At 39.7% G+C, this 19276-nt stretch carries 17 protein-coding genes; 9 read left to right on the plus strand and 8 right to left on the minus strand.

The window, feature by feature from the left end; translation table 11 throughout:
* On the minus strand, window positions 1–1272 hold the full coding sequence (locus V7L95_RS06695) for a GntP family permease (RefSeq protein WP_008347366.1): 1272 nt from the start codon (window positions 1270–1272) through the stop codon (window positions 1–3).
* A gap of 117 nt (window positions 1273–1389) precedes the next feature.
* Window positions 1390–2502, minus strand: coding sequence for a sugar diacid recognition domain-containing protein (locus V7L95_RS06700; protein ID WP_057078842.1), 1113 nt, complete (start codon window positions 2500–2502; stop codon window positions 1390–1392).
* 159 nt (window positions 2503–2661) lie between these two features.
* Here V7L95_RS06700 and V7L95_RS06705 point away from each other — a divergent pair, with 159 nt between their 5' ends.
* From V7L95_RS06705 to V7L95_RS06725, 5 genes are all read left to right on the plus strand, one after another.
* Window positions 2662–3312: a TetR/AcrR family transcriptional regulator gene (locus tag V7L95_RS06705; protein ID WP_008347371.1), complete on the plus strand. Its 651-nt coding sequence runs from the start codon at window positions 2662–2664 to the stop codon at window positions 3310–3312.
* A gap of 69 nt (window positions 3313–3381) precedes the next feature.
* Window positions 3382–4635, plus strand: coding sequence for an MFS transporter (locus V7L95_RS06710; protein WP_340968580.1), 1254 nt, complete (start codon window positions 3382–3384; stop codon window positions 4633–4635).
* Window positions 4632–6959, plus strand: coding sequence for an ABC transporter permease (locus V7L95_RS06715; protein ID WP_340968582.1), 2328 nt, complete (start codon window positions 4632–4634; stop codon window positions 6957–6959). Before V7L95_RS06710 ends, V7L95_RS06715 begins: the two co-directional genes overlap by 4 nt.
* A 13-nt stretch (window positions 6960–6972) precedes the next feature.
* On the plus strand, window positions 6973–7734 hold the full coding sequence (locus tag V7L95_RS06720) for an ABC transporter ATP-binding protein (protein WP_008347378.1): 762 nt from the start codon (window positions 6973–6975) through the stop codon (window positions 7732–7734).
* A 658-nt stretch (window positions 7735–8392) separates the two neighbouring features.
* On the plus strand, window positions 8393–9571 hold the full coding sequence (locus tag V7L95_RS06725) for a tetratricopeptide repeat protein (RefSeq protein WP_060832784.1): 1179 nt from the start codon (window positions 8393–8395) through the stop codon (window positions 9569–9571).
* A gap of 93 nt (window positions 9572–9664) precedes the next feature.
* On the opposite strand, the gene V7L95_RS06730 is transcribed toward V7L95_RS06725, so the two are convergent.
* The 5 genes from V7L95_RS06730 to V7L95_RS06750 all read right to left on the minus strand — a co-directional run bounded on the left by V7L95_RS06730 (window position 9665) and on the right by V7L95_RS06750 (window position 16164).
* Window positions 9665–10513 (minus strand): PRD domain-containing protein, encoded by an 849-nt coding sequence (locus V7L95_RS06730; RefSeq protein WP_008347382.1) that lies wholly within the window; start codon window positions 10511–10513, stop codon window positions 9665–9667.
* A gap of 31 nt (window positions 10514–10544) precedes the next feature.
* Window positions 10545–12011: a glycoside hydrolase family 1 protein gene (locus V7L95_RS06735; protein WP_025208280.1), complete on the minus strand. Its 1467-nt coding sequence runs from the start codon at window positions 12009–12011 to the stop codon at window positions 10545–10547.
* Window positions 12012–12015: 4 nt separating this feature from the next.
* Window positions 12016–13875 (minus strand): beta-glucoside-specific PTS transporter subunit IIABC, encoded by a 1860-nt coding sequence (locus V7L95_RS06740; RefSeq protein WP_046344834.1) that lies wholly within the window; start codon window positions 13873–13875, stop codon window positions 12016–12018.
* 330 nt (window positions 13876–14205) lie between these two features.
* Window positions 14206–15159, minus strand: a complete 954-nt coding sequence (locus V7L95_RS06745) for a hypothetical protein (RefSeq protein ID WP_035390045.1) — start codon at window positions 15157–15159, stop codon at window positions 14206–14208.
* A gap of 111 nt (window positions 15160–15270) precedes the next feature.
* On the minus strand, window positions 15271–16164 hold the full coding sequence (locus V7L95_RS06750; RefSeq protein WP_216099236.1) for a hypothetical protein: 894 nt from the start codon (window positions 16162–16164) through the stop codon (window positions 15271–15273).
* A 182-nt stretch (window positions 16165–16346) separates the two neighbouring features.
* Here V7L95_RS06750 and V7L95_RS06755 point away from each other — a divergent pair, with 182 nt between their 5' ends.
* Window positions 16347–16898 carry a PadR family transcriptional regulator gene (locus V7L95_RS06755; protein WP_340968589.1) on the plus strand — a complete coding sequence of 184 codons (552 nt, stop codon included), beginning with the start codon at window positions 16347–16349 and terminating at the stop codon, window positions 16896–16898.
* Window positions 16899–16902: 4 nt separating this feature from the next.
* Window positions 16903–17391: a DUF4188 domain-containing protein gene (locus V7L95_RS06760; RefSeq protein ID WP_017359934.1), complete on the plus strand. Its 489-nt coding sequence runs from the start codon at window positions 16903–16905 to the stop codon at window positions 17389–17391.
* Window positions 17392–17401: 10 nt separating this feature from the next.
* Here the strand turns inward: V7L95_RS06760 and V7L95_RS06765 are convergent, their stop codons facing one another.
* Window positions 17402–18025: a CoA pyrophosphatase gene (locus V7L95_RS06765; protein WP_008347394.1), complete on the minus strand. Its 624-nt coding sequence runs from the start codon at window positions 18023–18025 to the stop codon at window positions 17402–17404.
* Window positions 18026–18195: 170 nt separating this feature from the next.
* Between V7L95_RS06765 and V7L95_RS06770 the strand changes: the two genes are divergently transcribed.
* Both V7L95_RS06770 and V7L95_RS06775 read left to right on the plus strand, forming a co-directional pair.
* A complete protein-coding gene (locus V7L95_RS06770) occupies window positions 18196–18402 on the plus strand; it encodes a helix-turn-helix transcriptional regulator (RefSeq protein WP_025208285.1) in 207 nt (68 codons plus the stop codon).
* On the plus strand, window positions 18399–19079 hold the full coding sequence (locus V7L95_RS06775; protein WP_135226501.1) for a DUF3169 family protein: 681 nt from the start codon (window positions 18399–18401) through the stop codon (window positions 19077–19079). The genes V7L95_RS06770 and V7L95_RS06775 overlap by 4 nt, the downstream gene beginning before the upstream one ends.
* Window positions 19080–19276: the final 197 nt, after the last annotated feature.

Consider the following 19276-nt stretch of genomic DNA (forward strand, 5'->3'; position numbering starts at 1 on the left):
TCAGCCGAACAGCTGGAAAATACCAAAGATAATGGTCGATACCACAGTTAATGTCAAACCAATTAACGATTCAAAGGGCATTAATTTCAACCGTTCTTTTATATCCATTTGAACACTTCCCGCCGTTGCATGGAAAAAGCTTCCGTGCGGCATATGATCGAGAACAGTTGCGCCAGCGTGAATCATAGCTGCGCCTGAAAGGGCAGATACACCAAGACCAATAAGAGTTCCGCTAAATACACCACTTGCAACTGCCGTCCCTGCAGTTGTCGAAGCTGTGGCTGCCGACATAAAAATTCCAGACGTTGGTGCAAGCAAGTAAGGAGGTAATCCCGAAGCGTCAAGCGCCTGAATAAATACCTCTTTCATGGAAGAATTCGATACAATTCCAGCTAATGTGCCTGTCCCTAGTAACATGATCGCTACACCTGACATTTTATGCAGCCCTGACATCGCATAATCATTGAGAAACTTCCCTTTTTTCATGAAAAGAGCGCCAACAATTCCTCCTATTGGTAAGGCAATCATTGGATCAATATTTATTTGAAACAACGGTCTTAAGGCTAACAAGAGAATGGTCACAAGCGGGCCTATAAGCGCTTGTAGAAAACCAGGTACTTGAACCTCGCCTTGGTCAGCTCCCTCTTCCAAAACAGGTGTCCCTTTATTCGCAAGCTTTTTGGCTAATACGTACGTGACGGCTATCCCGAAAATAGCCGGTATGACACCTGCCGCCATCAGGGAAGTAAGCGGTACACCAAAGGCATCAGAGGCTGCAATGGCATTCGGATTCGGTGACATGATATTCCCCGCCTTCCCTCCTCCAATCATCGCAAGTAAAATCCCCGTTTTAGAAAGTTTTGCACGCTTGGCAATGGCAAGTGCGATTGGTGCTACTGTAATGACTGCTACATCTACAAAAACACCCACCGTTGTTAAAATCATTGTTGCAAGTGCGAGTGCTAAAAGTGCCCTCGCCTCTCCAAGTTTTTTCACGATGGCCTCCGCAATAGATAACGCTGCACCCGACTCAATTAAAACCCCTGCCAGTACACCTGCCGCCATGATTCGAAGAACAGCTGGAATCATGTCCTTTGCGCCTTCCATCATGACGTTCACGGTCTGCACAACATCTACACCGCCAACCAAACCGCCAATAAATGCGCCTGCCAACATGCCATAAGCAGGTGATACTTTTCTTAAAATAAGAACAATAGCGATCACAAGCGCAGTCAATGCGCCCAATGTACTTACTGTCACATCTCCACCCATACTCCATCCCTCCTGATTGTCTTTTCTTAATTGTAAGCGTTTACCCATTGGGATCGAGTTGTGAATCCAGATGAACTTCTTTTATTTATTTCTTCTTCCAGTTGTGCAAATGCACAATTAAGACAATTGATTGTCCAATTGTGCTATGTACAGCTCCATCAACTGTTTCACATGACGAGGGTCTTTTCCGGTCAATGCCTGGATTTTATCTAAACGATATCGCAGTGTATTACGGTGAATAAATAGACGATCAACGATTCTTTGTAAATCCCCGCCCTCTTCAATGTAAACCTTTAACGTTTGAACGAGCTCCATTTCTTGTATCAGCGGATGATAAAAATCACTCCACCGTTTGCCCTCTTTGGCGGCTCTCGCTTTTATAAACAAGCTTTCAAGCTGATAAGATTCAAAGACATATATGTTTTCCTCTGGATGGAGCACCTTTCCTAACCGCAGGGCCTCTCTCGCATGCTGAAAGGACAACGGTAATTGACTCATGTCCTCAGCGACAGTTCCTACACCCACTAGCACTTGTCCATCAACTGCACCTGCCATTGTTTGTTGCAGCTGTTCGATCACATGCTTGAATTGATGGTCACATATCGGCTGTCTTAACAGGATTAATTCATGACGGAAGGTCATGCCTAGTAAATCATCCGCATTCTTATCGTATTGAATGGCATGCATCATTTTGTGTACAGTATCCTCGGACGATGGAATCGGCTGAAAAACAATAGCCATTCGCCGCTTGTCTAGATCCATTCCAAGCCAGTCAGCACGGTGCTTCAACTGATGATCACCCATGTCAGACTCGGAGATGAGCTGATTCACAATTTCACTCTCTATTCGCTGCCGCCACTGGAAGCGTTCAAGTAGAAAAGACTGCTCTAATACGAGTTCAGCTGCCATTTTCACCAGCTCGGCATGATGACGAATGTCCCCTGGCTCACCCGTAATCCCAATGACACCAACGACTTGTTCGTGAAAGCAAATAGGCAGATTGATTCCAGGTCTCACGCCTTTTAAGCGGCGGGACGTCTCCTGATCAATCTCCACACTATCTCCGCTTGACAGCACTAGACGTGCTCCATCATGTTTTTGTCCAATCCTTTTTCGTTCACCAGACCCAATAATGACACCATCTGCATTCATGACATTGATGTTTTGATGTAAAATATGCATCGTACGTTCAACCATCTCTTGCGCCAATTCACTGGTTAAAAATTGCATTCTGCATCTCTCCTGAAGGGTTTTCATTCAATGTATCATAGTGTCATTGCACAATAAATGCAAAGCTGAAAAAAACAGCCATTGACAAGGATACGCCAAAAAGTGTTTAATCAAATCAAGGGACCGACCGACAGTCTAGTCAAAAGAAAGGATGGCTTTATGAGAACCGTTAAACATCCTGAGGAACGCAAAAATGACATCTTAAATGCAGCAGAGAAGCTTTTTTCAACCAAAGGCTATCAGCAAACCACAATTATTGACATCCTCAAAGCCGTTGGCATTGCAAAAGGCACATTCTATTATTACTTTACTTCCAAAGAAGAAGTGATGGATGCAATCATTGACCGGATCATAAAAGCAGATATCATCGAGGCAAAGCGTATTGCCGCTGATCCAGATATCTCAGTGGTCGATAAATTATTTCGCATCATCATGGCACAATCTCCTAAACAGGGCAGCCATAAAGAAGGCATGATCGAACAATTTCATCAGCCTGCTAATGCAGAGATGCATCAAAAAAGCTTGATCAAAGCCATTACAGAGCTATCACCCGTTTTAGCAGAAGTCATTCAGCAAGGTGTAGAAGAAGGGATATTTCAAACGGATTACCCACAAGAAACTGTCGAATTTCTCCTCGCTTCTGCACAGGTTATCTTTGATGAGGGACTTTTCCAATGGACCACAGCGGAAAGCATACAACGGGCGCTAGCATTTATCGCAATCCTTGAAGCCTCTTTACATGCAGAAAAGGGAAGTTTCTCCTTCCTTCTCCAACGTTTAACTGGAGAACCGGAAGACAATAATCAGTGATTGGTCACTTCAATACCAATCCTGCATACATTATAGACTGACGGTCGGTCTAAAAGGAGAGTGATTTTCATGTCGTCATCAGCCAAAAATGGTTCCACCCACTTTATCTACCTCGTTCTCGGGCAAATTATTTCCGTTTTCGGGTCTTCCTTGATTCGTTTTGTTCTATCTTTACACGTCTTGGATATGACACATCGTGTTGATTTATATGCCCTGCTTTTTGCTTTATCCAATATCCCGCTCCTCCTTTCGCCATTAGCAGGAGCAATTGCTGACCGGTTTAACAGAAGAAATTTGATGATTTTATTCGATGTTCTTACTGGCATTATGATTCTGGCTTTTTATTTCTGGTTATTTTCAGGTCATGATTCACTTTATATGATTGGAGCCGTCATGATTCTCCTTGGTGTCATGAGTACATTTTATGCTCCTGCTGTGATGTCGAGTATTCCTCAGCTAGTGAAAGAAGACAAATTAGAACAAGCAAATGGCATCGTGAATGGCGTGCAGGCCCTTTCAGGTGTTGTCGCTCCTATCATTGGCGGCGTTTTATACGGACTCATTGGGAGCCAGGTCATCATAGGCGCTAGCAGCATTGTATTTTTTCTATCAGCATGCATGCTTTTACGGTTAAATATCTCTTTCTCACCTAGCCCACTCGCAGAACCGATGACCAAAGTACTCTTGAAAGATATGAAACAAGGATTTTCCTATATCGGAAGCCAGCCATTTTTAAATAGAGCCATGCTGCTTGCAGCGCTGCTAAATTTCATCCTCACACCATTTTTTATCGTTGGAGGTCCCATTATTTTAAGGGTCACAATGAAAAGCAGTGACATCATGTATGGAATAGGGATGGGCATCATTGAGTTTGCCGTCATCGCAGGCGCCCTGCTAGTTGGGCTTGTAGCGAAACATTGGCGCATTCCTACTTTGTATCGCTGGCTGCTCGTCATCGCAGTCATTTTGCTGCCTGTTGCTTTTTCAACATCCAAGATGGCTCTTCAATTTGGGACATTTCCAGCCTATTTTCTCTTTTTAGCGGGGTGTCTCCCAATTGCCATGTTGCTCACCATGATTTCGATCGTTGTCATCTCACATGTGCAAAAGAAAACACCCAATGCTCAATTAGGAAAAGTCATGGCCAATCTAACAATGGTCTCTCAATGTGCTGCACCGCTCGGTCAAATGATGTATGGGTTCTTGTTCAACACTTTTTCCGCCAGCATGTATGTGACCGTGTTAATCGTCAGTGCCTTGATGTTTGCACTTGCCTTCCTTACAAAAAATATGCTTCGACATGAAGGAGAATCAGCCTCATGAGATTGACGTTTATCAAGAAAGACCTAACCCGCCACCGTCTCATTTCAATCGGCTTAACCCTTTGCATCATGATGACATCATTTTTAGCAACAAGCGCTGCGCAAATGACAGTCCAGTTGAATGGTTCCATTTCTGATTTACTCCAATCAGCCAAAGCACCAGACTTTGTCCAAATGCACGATGGGAGCTTAGATGAAAAAGCGGTCGATACAGTTTCAAGTAAACAGTCGATGGTGAAGGCACATCAAATTGTTCCAATGATTCCGATCGAACATGTCAGCATCAAGTTCGGGCAGGAGCCTGCTCAAGCGGGTGTGATGGATCATTTATTTGTAAAGCAAAATCGCTATTTTGATTTCCTTTTAAACGAACGAAATGAAAAGCTCACTGTAAATAAAGGAGAAGTAGCAGTCCCTATTTATTTTCAACAAAAATACCACTTAAAGATTGGCGAAAGGTTACTCATTACAAAAGGCTCTCATCAATTCTCTTTTCAAATCAAAACGTTCTTACGAGATGCCCAAATGAATCCAAGTCTTGTCAGTTCAAAGAGATTTCTTCTGCATGATGCGGACTGGGCGGCACTGAATCAAGTGTTTCAAAAAAAGGAGTACTTAATTGAATTTTTATTGCATGATGCTGGTCAAGCAGATGCTTTTCAATCACTCTATCAATCATCTGAGCTGCCACAACAGGGGCCTGCTGTCACATTACCCCTGCTTCGCATGCTGAATGCCCTAACAGATGGTATGGTGATCGCCATTCTCCTTCTTGTCTGCTTTCTGCTCATTAGCATTTCTCTCCTCTCTCTTCGTCTCGCTATGACCGCCGCTATAGAAGAGGATGAACGTGAAATTGGAATCTTAAAAGTACTTGGAATCCCTTTATCAAAAATCAAACAATTATACGTTGGGAAATATGCTGTGCTTGCCTGTATAGGGTGTATAGCAGGATATTTAATGACGCTCATGTTTGGTGATTTGTTTACAGCCAATATTCAGCAATATATGGGGAATCGCCTCTCTTTTATTCATCAGGTGATCCCGCTTTTGGTGTCAATTTTGACGGCAATGATCGTCATCTCATTCAGCTATGCTGTCCTAAGGAGATTTGGACAAATATCAGCCGCTCAAGCCATTCAAGGCGGCATAAGCTCATCAAGCCATAAAAAACAAATTCCTATGCACCTCCAGAAAAACAGATTCCTCCCAGTAAATTTTTGGTTTGGTTTGAAAGATCTGTTCTCGCGAATAAAGATGTATTCAACAATTACTTGTATTATCGCGCTTTGTACATTTTTAATGTTGATGCCGATTCAGTTATGGTACACATTACAATCACCAGATTTCATCACATATCTTGGCTCTGGAAAAAGTGACCTTCGAATTGATATTCGGCAGGGAAATCATTTAGAGAAAAGTACAAATAAAATAGAGTCTATGATTAGCGAAGACCAAGACATTCAAACATCTACCGTCTATGAAACAACTTCTCTACAAGCCAAAACAATGGAGAATACATTAGAAACGCTCTATTTAGAAACAGGTGATCTTTCAGCATTCCCTCTCACCTATTTACAAGGAAGGGAACCGTTGAAGGAGGAAGAGATTGCTTTATCGGTGTTGAGTGCTGACTCACTTCAGAAAAAGATAGGCGAAAAAGTCACTCTCGCCACAAATGGGCAGCAAGTTCAAAAAATGGTTACCGGCATTTATCAAGACGTCACCAACGGAGGGAAAACTGCTAAAGCATTATCTCAGCCTTTTCCTCAATCATCCCTTTGGAAAACCATTCAAATACAATTAAAACAAGGAATAGATATGGCAGGAAAAAAAGCAGCACTTGAAACAAATATGTCTCCTGCAAAAGTGACAGATATGAAAGAATATGTGCATCAAACAATAGGAAGCACCGCATCTCTAGTAAAAGTGATTGCATTATTTTCAACCATCGCAGCTTTTGGAACAGCCAGCCTCATGTTAATGATGTTTCTACACATGTTAAGGGCGAAAGATTTAAATCGTACTCACTTGTTAAGGACGATTGGTTTTTCTCAAAAAGATTTAACCTATCAATACTTAACAAGTTTTATCGTCGTTCTCTCTATTGGTGCCTTCATTGGAGCAATCGCTGTTCATACTATTGGTCCGGCGTTAATGAGTGCAGGCGGAGCATCATTAGGAGCATCCAGCCTTCAGTGGTTAGCCCCGAAATGGGTTTGGATCGTGTATCCTCTCCTGCTGTTTATGGTGAATTTAACTGTCATCTCGTGGTTATTGAAGTCCTTTTTTTCTAGTAAAATCAGCCGTCATACACTTTCATAAGGAGATGTTTCACATGGAACAATTAATTGAAGCGAAACAATTGTCTTTACAAATTGATTCATTAAAAGGACAAAAACAGACCATTCTTAGAAATATTCACTTATCAATTAAACGTGGAGAATTTGTCACCATTATGGGACCTTCAGGATGTGGAAAAACCTCTTTGCTTTATCAACTTAGCGGTATAGAGACATCCTCCAGAGGGGAAATCAAATATAAAGGTCAACTGCTATCAGAAATGACAGACAAACAGTTAACAGCTTTGCGCTTATCAGAGATGGGATTCGTCTTTCAACACAGCCACTTACTAAAGAACCTCAATCTATTTGATAACATCATTGCTGCAGCTTACTTAGCGAAGAAAATGCCGAGAAAAGAAGTCAATGAACGAGCAAAATATCTAATGGAGAAACTTGATATTGATCATTTAGCTGATAGATATTTATCAGAAGTATCAGGAGGACAGCTCCAAAGAGCCTCTATCTGTCGAGCTCTTATGAATGAACCAAACATTCTTTTTGCAGATGAGCCCACAGGTGCTCTTAATTCAAGAACCACAAAGGAAGTCATGGATATTTTTTCACAAATCAATTCTGAAGGAACAACTCTGCTTCTCGTCACCCATGATCCAAAAGTGGCCCTTTGCTCTGAAAGAATTTTGTTTATGAATGACGGTGAAATTTCAGCTCATTTAAATTTAGGAAAATACGATCGCTTCACCGCTGAGAAACGAGAGGCCTTGTTAAACAAGTGGTTACAAAACTTAGGGTTTTAATTGGTGTAAAACAGGCAGCTTTCTGCCTGTTTTATTTTTTCTTACACTCAAAGGAGTAATCCATAGTCAAACTATTTGTTTCTAGTATGATTTTGCCGTCTTCTTGTTGACAAGATTCTGTCAGCAACTCAATTTCTTTGCTATAAAAGTATCTCTTTGAGATATAAAGAGTGACTAAAACAAGTAAAAGCGTAGTAATCACAATTGTCATTTGCCAGTTTAACATTTGAAATCTTTTTTTCATTTCAACATCCTTTCTGAAAGGTCAACACTTGTCTCGGATTTTCACCTTTCTCAGTAACTACCAGTTTCTTTCCCAAAATCATCTAGCAACATCATAACTGATTTTCCCTTCTAGATCGACCTTTCATTGTTCTTCTCTCATAGCTAAAATAGCTTTATTTCATATATTCAGATGGTATTTTCGACCATAAACTTAAAACTAATAGTATCTATCACGTTTTTAGACTTCCAAAAAAAGATTTTACTCATTTGAATAAACAATCAATGATCATTACAATAACGTACATCTCATGACATAAGGTCCTTTTTATTACCTCCTGTCAATCACCTCTCTGAAACGATTATATTTTACCAAAAATTGTGATATCGTTTTTTATTGAAACAGGCGAAAGGATGTTAAAGAGGTGAAATTTCCATGACGATCATTTCAGCTGAACAGGTGGGGAACCGTTTAAATGATTGGCGAATTGCCATTCGTAAGCATGATGTACACAATGCAAAGACAATCTACACAGAATTAAAGGAATTACTTCAAGAGATGGAAGAGAATCAGGAGGTCTTGACCTACTATTCATTGCTAGAAGGCAAGTTTAAGCTCATGTTATATGAACGAAGGGGTAAAAAACTGAATGAACCGACAGTGCTAGAATACCCTTCTAAAACAAACGACTTAATTGAATACTATTTTTACCTATATAAAGCCCTTTACGCTTCATATAACAGAGACTATGCATCAGCCATCGGACTGTTTAAAATTGCTGAGAAAAAACTGCAAAACATTCCTGATGAAATAGAAGTAGCAGAATTCCATACGAAGGTCGCAAACCTATATATGATGCTTCGCCAAAGCCTGATTTCACTTCATTATATTCAGAATGCCATCGATATTTTCAAAGGTCATGATGGCTATGAAAGAAGACTGGCAGCAGCTTTTGTGATCGCAGCCACCAACTTCATGGATATTGGCGATTTCAAAAGAGCTGAGAATTACTACACAAAAGCATTACACATCTCAAATCAATTAAACGATCATTTTCTAGCATCACAGCTTTATCACAATATCAGTATTCTATATGCCGAAGCTGGAGAATCAAAAAAATGTATTGATGCCCTAGAAAAGGCTCTTAGTGATGATGACTACCTTTCATCTTGTTATTTCGAACACTCCATGTTTATGTTACTAAAAGAGCTGCTCTCCATTGATGAAAAGTCGCAAGCTCTCTATTATTTTGAATTAGTCAAACAAAAACAAGAAATAGACAGAAACCCCATCTATACAGCAAAAATGAATTTTCTCTATCACCTATATTTCACTGAAGACATATCCAAAAAAGCTCAAACCTGTTTCGATGACATCAGTATTCTGAAAGAACTAAAGGATGTTGAAGGTACCCGTGAATTAAGTGCACTAGCTGCCAAACACTTTGAAGAGCTGGGTTCAATTCACCAAGCATATCTCTTTTTGAAGGATGCCTATCAATTGGAACACACTACACTTAATTGGAGGAATTATGATGAAAAAAGTGAGTTTACTCATTTTCGCTTTAGCCATCGTTGTTTTCGGACAAACGGTGTCTTACAATTCGTTAAATGATACAAATCTTAACCCAACAGAACGACCTATTGGAACATAAACCGATACAATACAAATAACCACTTGCCTCATTACAAGGCAAGTGGTCCACATTTATTTTAGTTCTTGATAAGAAATGAGGCGGTGAATATGTACCGCCAGATACGTAAGTTCGTCATTTGGAATAACAATACTGTGCACCTGTTTAATATAATCTTTGATTTTGAAAGCCACATCCATCGCTTGAGGATACAAGTGTGCAATTTGTTCAAACAACTCATTTTCTTGATCTGATAATAATTTATTTGCGTAAAATCTTTCAACAAAGAATTTCACATGTGTAATAAATCGGCTGTAATGAATATTCTCTTGATCCATTTTCATATTCAACGTATAGCGGACGAGATTCACAATACTTCCGATCATCTTGGCATACTTCATGCCATCTTTGGAATCGGACTCTTCACCTAACGCATTAATTAAATGGAAGGCGATATTGGCCGCTTCTTCCTTTGGTAATTGTATGCCCAATGTATTGTTGACTAACTCAAGCGCATAATTACCTACTTCAAATTCTTCGGTATAGTAGTTTTTGATTTCCCAGTATACTCGATTTGTAATATTAATATTCTTCTTGTGCCGTTCTACTGCAAAATTCAAATGGTCCATCAAGGTAAAATAGACACCAGAATTCAGACTTGAGTTTAAGCGTTTTTCAGCATATTGAACAATATGCTGAGTTAAATCGATAAACTCTTGCGGCATTGAATCTAACAGTTGGAGAAATTCCTTCGCTCTCATGTTATCGACAGACATAAACACTTGATCTGCCTTCTTTTCTTCAATCATTTGACCTGGTTTTTGTCCATAACCAATCCCCCGGCCGAATAGAACCATCTCCTGTTGGTTCTGATCTTCAGCCAGAACCACACTCGAGTTTAAAACTTTTTTGATTTTAAACATCGTCATCACCTGTTTTCATGATTGTGGTTTTTCAATCAAGCGATTCACCATTTGTTTCAATGACCTTTTTGTACCAATAAAATGAGTCTTTACGAGAACGTTTTAATGTACCGTTTCCATCGTCATCTTGATCTACATGAATAAACCCGTATCGTTTTGACATCTGTGATGTACCTGCACTAATAATATCAATTGAGCCCCAGCTCGTATATCCGAAGAGGTCAACGCCTTCTTCCACCGCTTCTCTCATTTGGCGGAAATGCTCTTTGAAATAGTTAATACGATAATCATCGTGAATTGATCCATCACTTTCAACAACATCTTTTGCACCCATGCCGTTTTCTACAATGATCAGTGGTTTTTGATAACGATCATATAATTCTATTAAAGAAATTTTCAGACCAACCGGATCAATTTGCCATCCCCAATCAGTAGATGGAAGGTAAGGATTTTTGACCCCACGGATGGTATTTCCATCCGTTTTTTCTAATCCTTCATCAGCTGATTCAGTTAAAGACATATAGTAGCTGAACGAGATAAAATCTACTGTATTTTCTTTTAAAATAGAAAGATCATCTGATTCCATTTGGATATGAATGTTTTTTCTCTCAAGCATGCGCTTGATAAGCGGAGGGTATTCACCAAATACCTGAACATCTGCATAGAAATAGTTTTCTAAGTTTTGTTTCAATGCCCGCTCCACATCATTCGGATGACAAGTGTGCGGATACGTTGTTAATTTTGTCAGCATACACCCTACTTGACTGCCTGGTATGATGCGATGACAATCTGCTGTTACGAGTGCAGAGGCAATGAATTGATGATGGAGTGCTTGATAAACCGTCTCTTCCTCTTTCCCTTCTGGGCAGCGATCAGGAATAATTCCTGCTGTAATAAAAGAGTGGCGGTGAATACTATCTATTTCATTAAAGGTCAGCCAATATTTCACATCATGTTTATAGCGTTCAAAACATACATTGGCGAACTTAACAAAGAGATCAACGACTTTTCTTTCAACCCAGCCATTATATTTCACGCTCAGTGCTAACGGCATTTCATAATGTGACAGCGTCACAATCGGTTCTATGTTGTGTTTTTTCATTTCTGCAAATAAACGATCGTAAAATTGGAGTCCTTTTTCATTTGGTTCTTTCTCTTCTCCAGTTGGGAAGATACGGCTCCATGCAATAGAAATGCGAAGAGTTTTAAAACCCATTTCAGCAAATAGAGCCAAATCCTCTTTATAGTGATGATAGAAATCAACACCTCTGCGTTTTGGATACTTTTTATCATCTGGGTCTTTCATCGCTCGATCTATATTTTCAGAAGTAACAGCTAGATGCCCTTCATAATCTTCTACACTCAAATTAGAACGGTACATCGCAATATCAGCAACAGATGGGCCCTTTCCATCTACATTCCAAGCGCCTTCTGCTTGGTTGGCGGCAATGGCGCCGCCCCATAAAAATCCTTTTGGAAAACCTTTTATTGTCGTCATATGTTTAGCCTCCTAATTGGGTGATAACCATCAATGTATCTTGGCGATTGACCTCTTGTAATGGCTGTACCTTAATATCATATTGATCTGTATTCGTGATGACAGCAAGCGTAACTGGATCGTATCCTGCTTCCATGATTTTTTCTACATCAAATTCAATGAGTAAATCCCCTGCTTGTACACGATCTCCTGCCTGCACTTTTGGATAAAAATACTGTCCTTCCAACTGTACAGTATCAATGCCAATGTGGAATAATACTTCCACCCCTTTGTCCGTTTTCATACCAAGTGCATGGTTTGTTTCGAACAGCAAGGTGACCTCACCTTCTACTGGTGCATATAGCGCTCCTTCTGAAGGAACAATGGCAATTCCGTCTCCCATGACCTTTGAAGAGAAAATATCATCTTTTACTTCAGCTAGAGAGATCATTTGACCAATCACAGGGCTTTTGAAAGTTTCCCCTGCTCCAATTTGTTCAGCAAATGCTTCTTGATCATTTGTCTTTTCTTCTACTTTTTTATCCTTACCTAATACAAAAGCAGCGATAAAAGCAACAACGAAGGAAATGACAGCTCCAATGACAGCAAACATTAGATTTCGTGGAAGCTCATCTGATATAAACATCGACATACTGGCTAATCCAGGGCCAACAAGTACAAATGCTTGTATACCAACTAATCCAATGAATATCCCACCAACAAATGAACCAATCATGACACTTCCAAGTACGCGTTTATTTTGAAGTGTCACACCATACAAAGCAGGCTCTGTGATGCCAAAAAATGCTGAAATTCCTGCCGAAATGGCTGTTGATCTGAGTACCTTGTCTTTCGTGCGTAGTGCCACTGCGAAACATGCTCCACTTTCCGCAATATTATGCGCAAGTGATGCTGGTAAATAAAGTGCTTCTTTCCCGAGGTTCCCCATCGTTGTCACTGCATAAGGGACCATTGCTTTGTGCATGCCTGATGCAACCATAAACGGGAGTACCGCTGCTAAAATTGCGACAGCTACCCAACCTACTGTATTAAACATCGCAAGAATAACGGATGAAAACCCTTGTCCTGCTGTAAAACCAAGTGGTCCTAATAACAGTAACGTAACGGGTACAGTAATGACTAATGACATCATTGGGACAAAGAAAATCCGAATTGGTTTTGGTGAAAATCGTGTGAAGAATTTTTCCATTTGAGCGTAAAGCAATACAGAAAGGATTGCTGGAAACACTTGATACGCATAAGCTATATTTTTTACGTCGAATGACATTAATTGCGCACCTTCAGTAAGCATGGCTGTCATGTTCGGAAGAAGGAGTGCACCGACTGCTGATAATGCGACCAGTGGGTTTACCTTTAGTTTATTTGCCGTTGTGACAGCGACTAGTAATGGCAGGAAGTATAGTGGTGCGTCACCCACCATGTTCAATATTTGATAGGTTTGGCCTTTTGCATCCACCCAGCCTAATAAAGAGAAAAGGAGAAGAAATGATTTTAAAATCCCTCCGCCTGCGATAGCCGGAACAAGCGGCTGGAAGACACCCACAATGAAATCTAATAGAACTGTGCCTGCTTTTCTTTTTTCTTTTGGCTGATTGGATGGCACGCCTTGCCCAGACGAGCTGCCGCCCATTAAATTTGTTACCTTTTGATACACTTCAATCACGTCATTCCCAATGACTACTTGGCATTGTCCTGACATTCTAACTGCTATGACACCTGGTGTTTTTTCTAATGCCTGTACATCTGCTTTTTTCTGATCAATTAGTGTGAAGCGAAGTCTTGTTGAGCAGTGCTCAAGGTGCGCAATGTTTTCTTTACCACCTACATGCTGTAAAACGTCTTTGGCGACTTGTGTGTAATCCATTTTTTCTCCTCCTTTTCTCATACATGAGACCTATATTTTGGCAATAAAAAAAGGATCTAAAACGACAAATTAAAGAAATTCATCGTTTTTAGATCCTGCCTGCATGACCAGTCACATGTCTAATTTATTTATATTGGATTTGTTTTTAGTATATATTGATTATATGAAAGCGTCAACATTTATTTTTCTGAAATTTATTAAGGTCTATATACCCAAAATACTTTTCTTTATTTACTTAAAGCAACTCTTTTGTTCCTTCTATCATCAATCAACAAAATGTTTCTCCATAAAAAACCAGATAAGTTGATTCACTCATCTGGTTTAAGATGCCTATTTTCTCTTTTCTTCTGCTTTCTTTTTAAATGCTTTCGCTTGTTTTTCATATTCCTTTTTCGTGACAGCTTTTAACTCTACTGAATCGCCTGTCATGATATATGGTCTAGGGAGTTTTTTAAATTCCTGATACGTGAAAGCTTTTATCTCTATAGTACCGTTAGTCTTTTTAATTGGCAGTTTGATTGATTTTGCATCTCGATCAGTCGAACCTATAATGACACCTCGTTCAATTATAGGATCGTAGCTCATGTCTAAATAGTCTCCACCATCAGTTTCGCCCCCGACCTCTAATTTCATTTCTTTATATGGCTTACAACCATCTTCAGAAACAGTTGTTATTAGAAAAGAGCCGAGCCATCCATTCTCAATATGCATGCTTTCAACTTGTAAAAATAGTTGTTTGTCCTCTGCCGTATATAGAAAACCATATACCTTCGCCACTTTATCCCTGAAGTGTCTCATATTGTCATAAAATCTAGTTTCTGAAGTATCAACTAGATGTTGATGTCGAACTTGAAGTTTTTTGTGATACGAATCTAGCTTTTTTCGATTGATTGCTTTATATATTCTGCTTTTCTTATCACCTTGTTTTTTCACAGATAGGTCTTTACCGGACATTTGAACTTCGTATATGATTGTTTCTTTGCCTTGTTTGACTCGAAATTCATAACCGTTTTCCTTTGAACTCCCGGACACTACATATTGTTTTTTATATATTTTGGGATCCCACCATATTTCTTCTATATACTTTTCATTCAAATGCCCCGTTACTTTGCCTTTATTCTCAGATATCTCAAACCAGCTCATTTTATCCTTCGTTTTATACGCAAATGCATAGGCATGATTCAATGAATTCTTTTGTGCGATTGCTTGATATGCTGTCCAGCCGCCTCCACCTAAGACGAGTACTGCCAGGATAGACACGACCCACATTTTCAATTTACTCATAGGTACCTCCACTAATATATGATTTAAAATATCTTCATTATCCCTATTTATTCAACTAAATTCTAATCGCCCTGAAATGCCATTCACAACATTCATCTGTTCCAACACGATCTACTTTTGCAACTCTTTCGCCTTCTTTTTAAATGCTTCCGTTTGTTCTTGATACTCCTCTTTCGTGACCGCTTTAAATTCTATTGTCCCGCCTGCCATTTTAAAAGGAAATTTAATGTATGTTGCGTCTCGGTCAGTTTCACCTAAAATAAAACCCTTTTCAATTGCAGGATAAGTACTCAAATCAAACATCATCCCATCAGAAACTCCACCGGCTGTATGTTTCGTTTCTTTATATGGTTCACCACCATCTCCTGGAACCTTTCTCATTAGAAAAGAACCTGCCCATTCAGACTGCATATACATTCGTTTTACTTTTAAAAATAGTTGGTATGAACCATCCTCTGCTGTATACAGATAACCATAAGCGCCTGTTACTTTCTTAATGAAGTTTCGTACATAATCATGAAATCTATTTTCCGTGTCATCCATCAGTTTCTCATATCGAGTATGAATGTCCTGTTGAACAGCACGTAGTTTTTTTTGATCAACTGCTTTGTATGTGATGCTGTGCTTTTCATCTTGTTTTTTCACAAAAAGATTCTTTTCGGCAAGGTGAATTTCATATGTGACCGTTTCTTTCCCTTGCTTCACATAAAATTCGTAACCGTTTTCAATTGATTTCCCAGTTAATTGATATTTGTTGATAAATAGATTGGGATCATAATGCCTTTTCGGATTTTCCTCTAAAATGGTTTCATTCAGATGACCTGTTACTTTTCCGTTTCTTTCCGTTACCTTGAACCAGTTCACACGATCATGAGTCTTATATGCAAAGGCGTAGGGATGATTCAAACCACTCTTTTTTGCGATTGCTTGATAGGCTATCCAGCCGCCTCCACCAATCAGTAGTACCGCCAGAATAGTCATGATCCAGATTTTTGATTTACTCATATGTCCCCTCCAAACTATGATCGTTCACTCTATATGAAGGATTCATCTTATTGATTAACCAATCAGTGATCTCTTCACCTCCTTTCTAGCATTTATTTTTTTCTCATACCTCTTGTATCTGCAGTTATACATCGTTTATTATATATCTAAATGATATATCTTTTAGATAGGTGTGTTGATCAATGAAAAAATACAATGATACGACGTATGCGATTTTGGGGATTTTAACGACAGATTGTAAGTCTGGGTATGAAGTGAAGCAATTAATTGATAGGAGCTTGCATCACTTTTGGAAAATTAGTTATGGACAAATTTATCCAGCTTTAAAGTTAATAGTCGAGGAAGGGCTTGCGAAGGTTTCACCCGCTTCTACAACTGGGCGCTCAGACAAGCGGGAGTATCATCTGACTGAAAAAGGGCTGGACACGTTGAGGCAATGGCTGGCGCAGCCGCTCGATCAAGTACCATCAGAACGAAATGAAGTGTTATTAAAGTTATTTTTTGGTCAATATCTTTCGTTTGAGAAAAAATTGGAGCTTTTACAGGATTATGAGAGGCAGCTCCGTATCCGTTATGAGACATATGTTGCGATTGAACAAAACATTCAAGAGCTGTATCCAGATGAAGCTGATGCGAAGTATTGGCTGTATACGTTAGATTACGGAAAGAAAGTGGCGCAGGCTGGAATTGATTGGTGCGTGGAGACCTGTGAATCGATGAAGAAAGAAGGATGAACAAATGAAAAAAAATATACGTGCTGGCAGGTATACAACAGACAATTCTGAGCCGATTGTTGTGTTCATTATCGGAATGAGAATCAATAAACGCTGGGCTGTCCATCAATGGTTGCCAGTATTTAAGGCGATGCCGGGGATGATCAAAGAACTTTATACACATCAAGAAGAACTTGGTTTTCTCGGGACAGAAAATTACTTCGGTTTACGCACCACCACCATGATCCAATATTGGAAATCAACAGAGGACCTCCTTGCCTACGCCAAGATGGAGAAGCATTTGGCTGCTTGGAAAGGATTTAACCAAAAAGCACGAAATAATGACGCGGTCGGAATTTATCATGAAACGTATCAAATTCAAGCCGGCTCATATGAATCTATCTACGTGAACATGCCTTCATATGGATTGAGCCAAGCGAAAGCACCCATCCTAATTGGAAAAGGGAAAGGAAAAGAAACCGCAAAAGAACGCCTTTCTACAACAAATTCCTAGAGCTGATTCTCTAGGAATTTCTTTTTGCAACCATCACAAAATGTTTTAATATACGGGCAGTTAATCCCCAAATGGTGTAACGATCGTAATCATAAAACCACTCCTCAATCGAACGACTCCCCCAGCTGTATTTTTCACCATTCATGATTTTTTCATAAGGAAAGTCCTCTCCTGGTGTTGGCTGCACTGATACATGGTGTAAGTACGGTTCGTATTGGCTGAGCCATGATAGAGGCACAGTAAAGGTCTCCTCTACTTCTTCTTGATTAAAGGAATGTTTGACCTGCTGTTCATCAATGATTCCGACAAATGGATATACCACAAAGGATGGAGAGGCAATATAAGGACTGAGCTGTCCTAACACCTTGACGGATTCGGGCGGAATCCCTAGTTCTTCATATGTTTCCCGCAGTGCAGCTTCTTGTGCGGTTTCGCCGCCGTCGAGTTTGCCTCCTGGGAAGCTAATATCGCCAGGCTGTTTTCTCATCGTCAGTGATCGCACTTCAAATAAAACATGCCATTCCCCGTCTACTTGCACCAAAGGGACAAGGACTGCCGCTTTGAACGCTGTCTCTTCTCCGATAAATAATGGCTGTGATTGATGTAAGTCACTTTTTAATTGATCAATGAACATGGGCATCACCTATTTTCTGTTTCTCTTTTCTTTAGCGTATCATTGATTCTCTTTTGAATAAAGGCGATCTTTCTGACAATTATTTTTATCATTTTGACAACTATACTTGTCAAAATGAATATAATACTTTACAATCAAGATAACATTTTGATCAGAGTTGAGGTGACAGAATGAAAAATCGGCTAAAAGAGCTGCGGGCGCGTGATGGTTTAAACCAAACGGAGCTTGCGAAACGGGCAAAGGTTTCCCGCCAGACGATCAGCTTAATGGAACGAGATGAATTAATGCCGTCTCTCTTACTTGCTATGAGGCTTTCACGTATTTTTCAAGAACCCATTGAACAAATTTTTCTATTCGAGGAGGATGAACTCACATGAAAACTGTATACAAAATGCTCTTAGGTGCTCTCCTTGGTTTTCTCGGTGCTTACTGTTTGCTGGCTGCCGAATTTGAGCTGACACTTCTGCAAGCTGCATTTGAAGCGACTCTTGTCATCACTGGCTTGACAGTTCTATTTATCATTTATTGTTTTTCAGGCATTTCGCGCATGAAGAAAAGAGTCTCTCTTTCGGTATCTGGTGATGAGGAGGATGAACTCGAGGTAAAACAGTACCGAACTTTTACTGATGTAACGTTAGCTAATACGGTGAGTACCATTTTATCGATCATTGCAATTGGTATTTCCATCGTGACTGAGCAGCCACTCTGGCTGATTCTCACAAATGCTGCCTTATTTTTGATCACCGTCATTCTTTCTTATGCATCGATCTCTGTCCTAAAGCTCGTCTATCCTAATCGTCACCTACCTAGTCCAACCGATAAAGATTATGGCAAAAAACTGCTCGCCATTTCTGATGAAGGCGAAAAGCATGTGATGCTCGATGGGCTTTTTCACACTTTTCAAATGATGAATATTTTATTGACTGGTGCCATGTTTATTTTGATTGTCTATTCTCTTGGCGCCAATCACTCTCAGCTCTTCTCTATCATCGTCGTTGGACTTGTTCTAATCATTCTTAATGCATACTATATGTTGAAGATTCGAAATCGTTAAATAAGCAAAAGCACAGTCTTTAAAATTGACTGTGCTTTGAGTAACTGGCGGAGTATCCAATTTGAAATGAATGATTGATCAACTTCTTTCATTTTTAGTTGATAATTTATTTACAAAATATCTCTATCTACTTTCATATGAAATGCATCTTCTATGACTTGGACCATTTGTGTCATGAGCTGCGAATGACGGTTGAC

The sequence above is a fragment of the Bacillus sp. PPSBB_11 genome, assembly GCF_038023285.1.
Taxonomy (GTDB): Bacteria; Bacillota; Bacilli; order Bacillales; family Bacillaceae; genus Bacillus; species Bacillus altitudinis.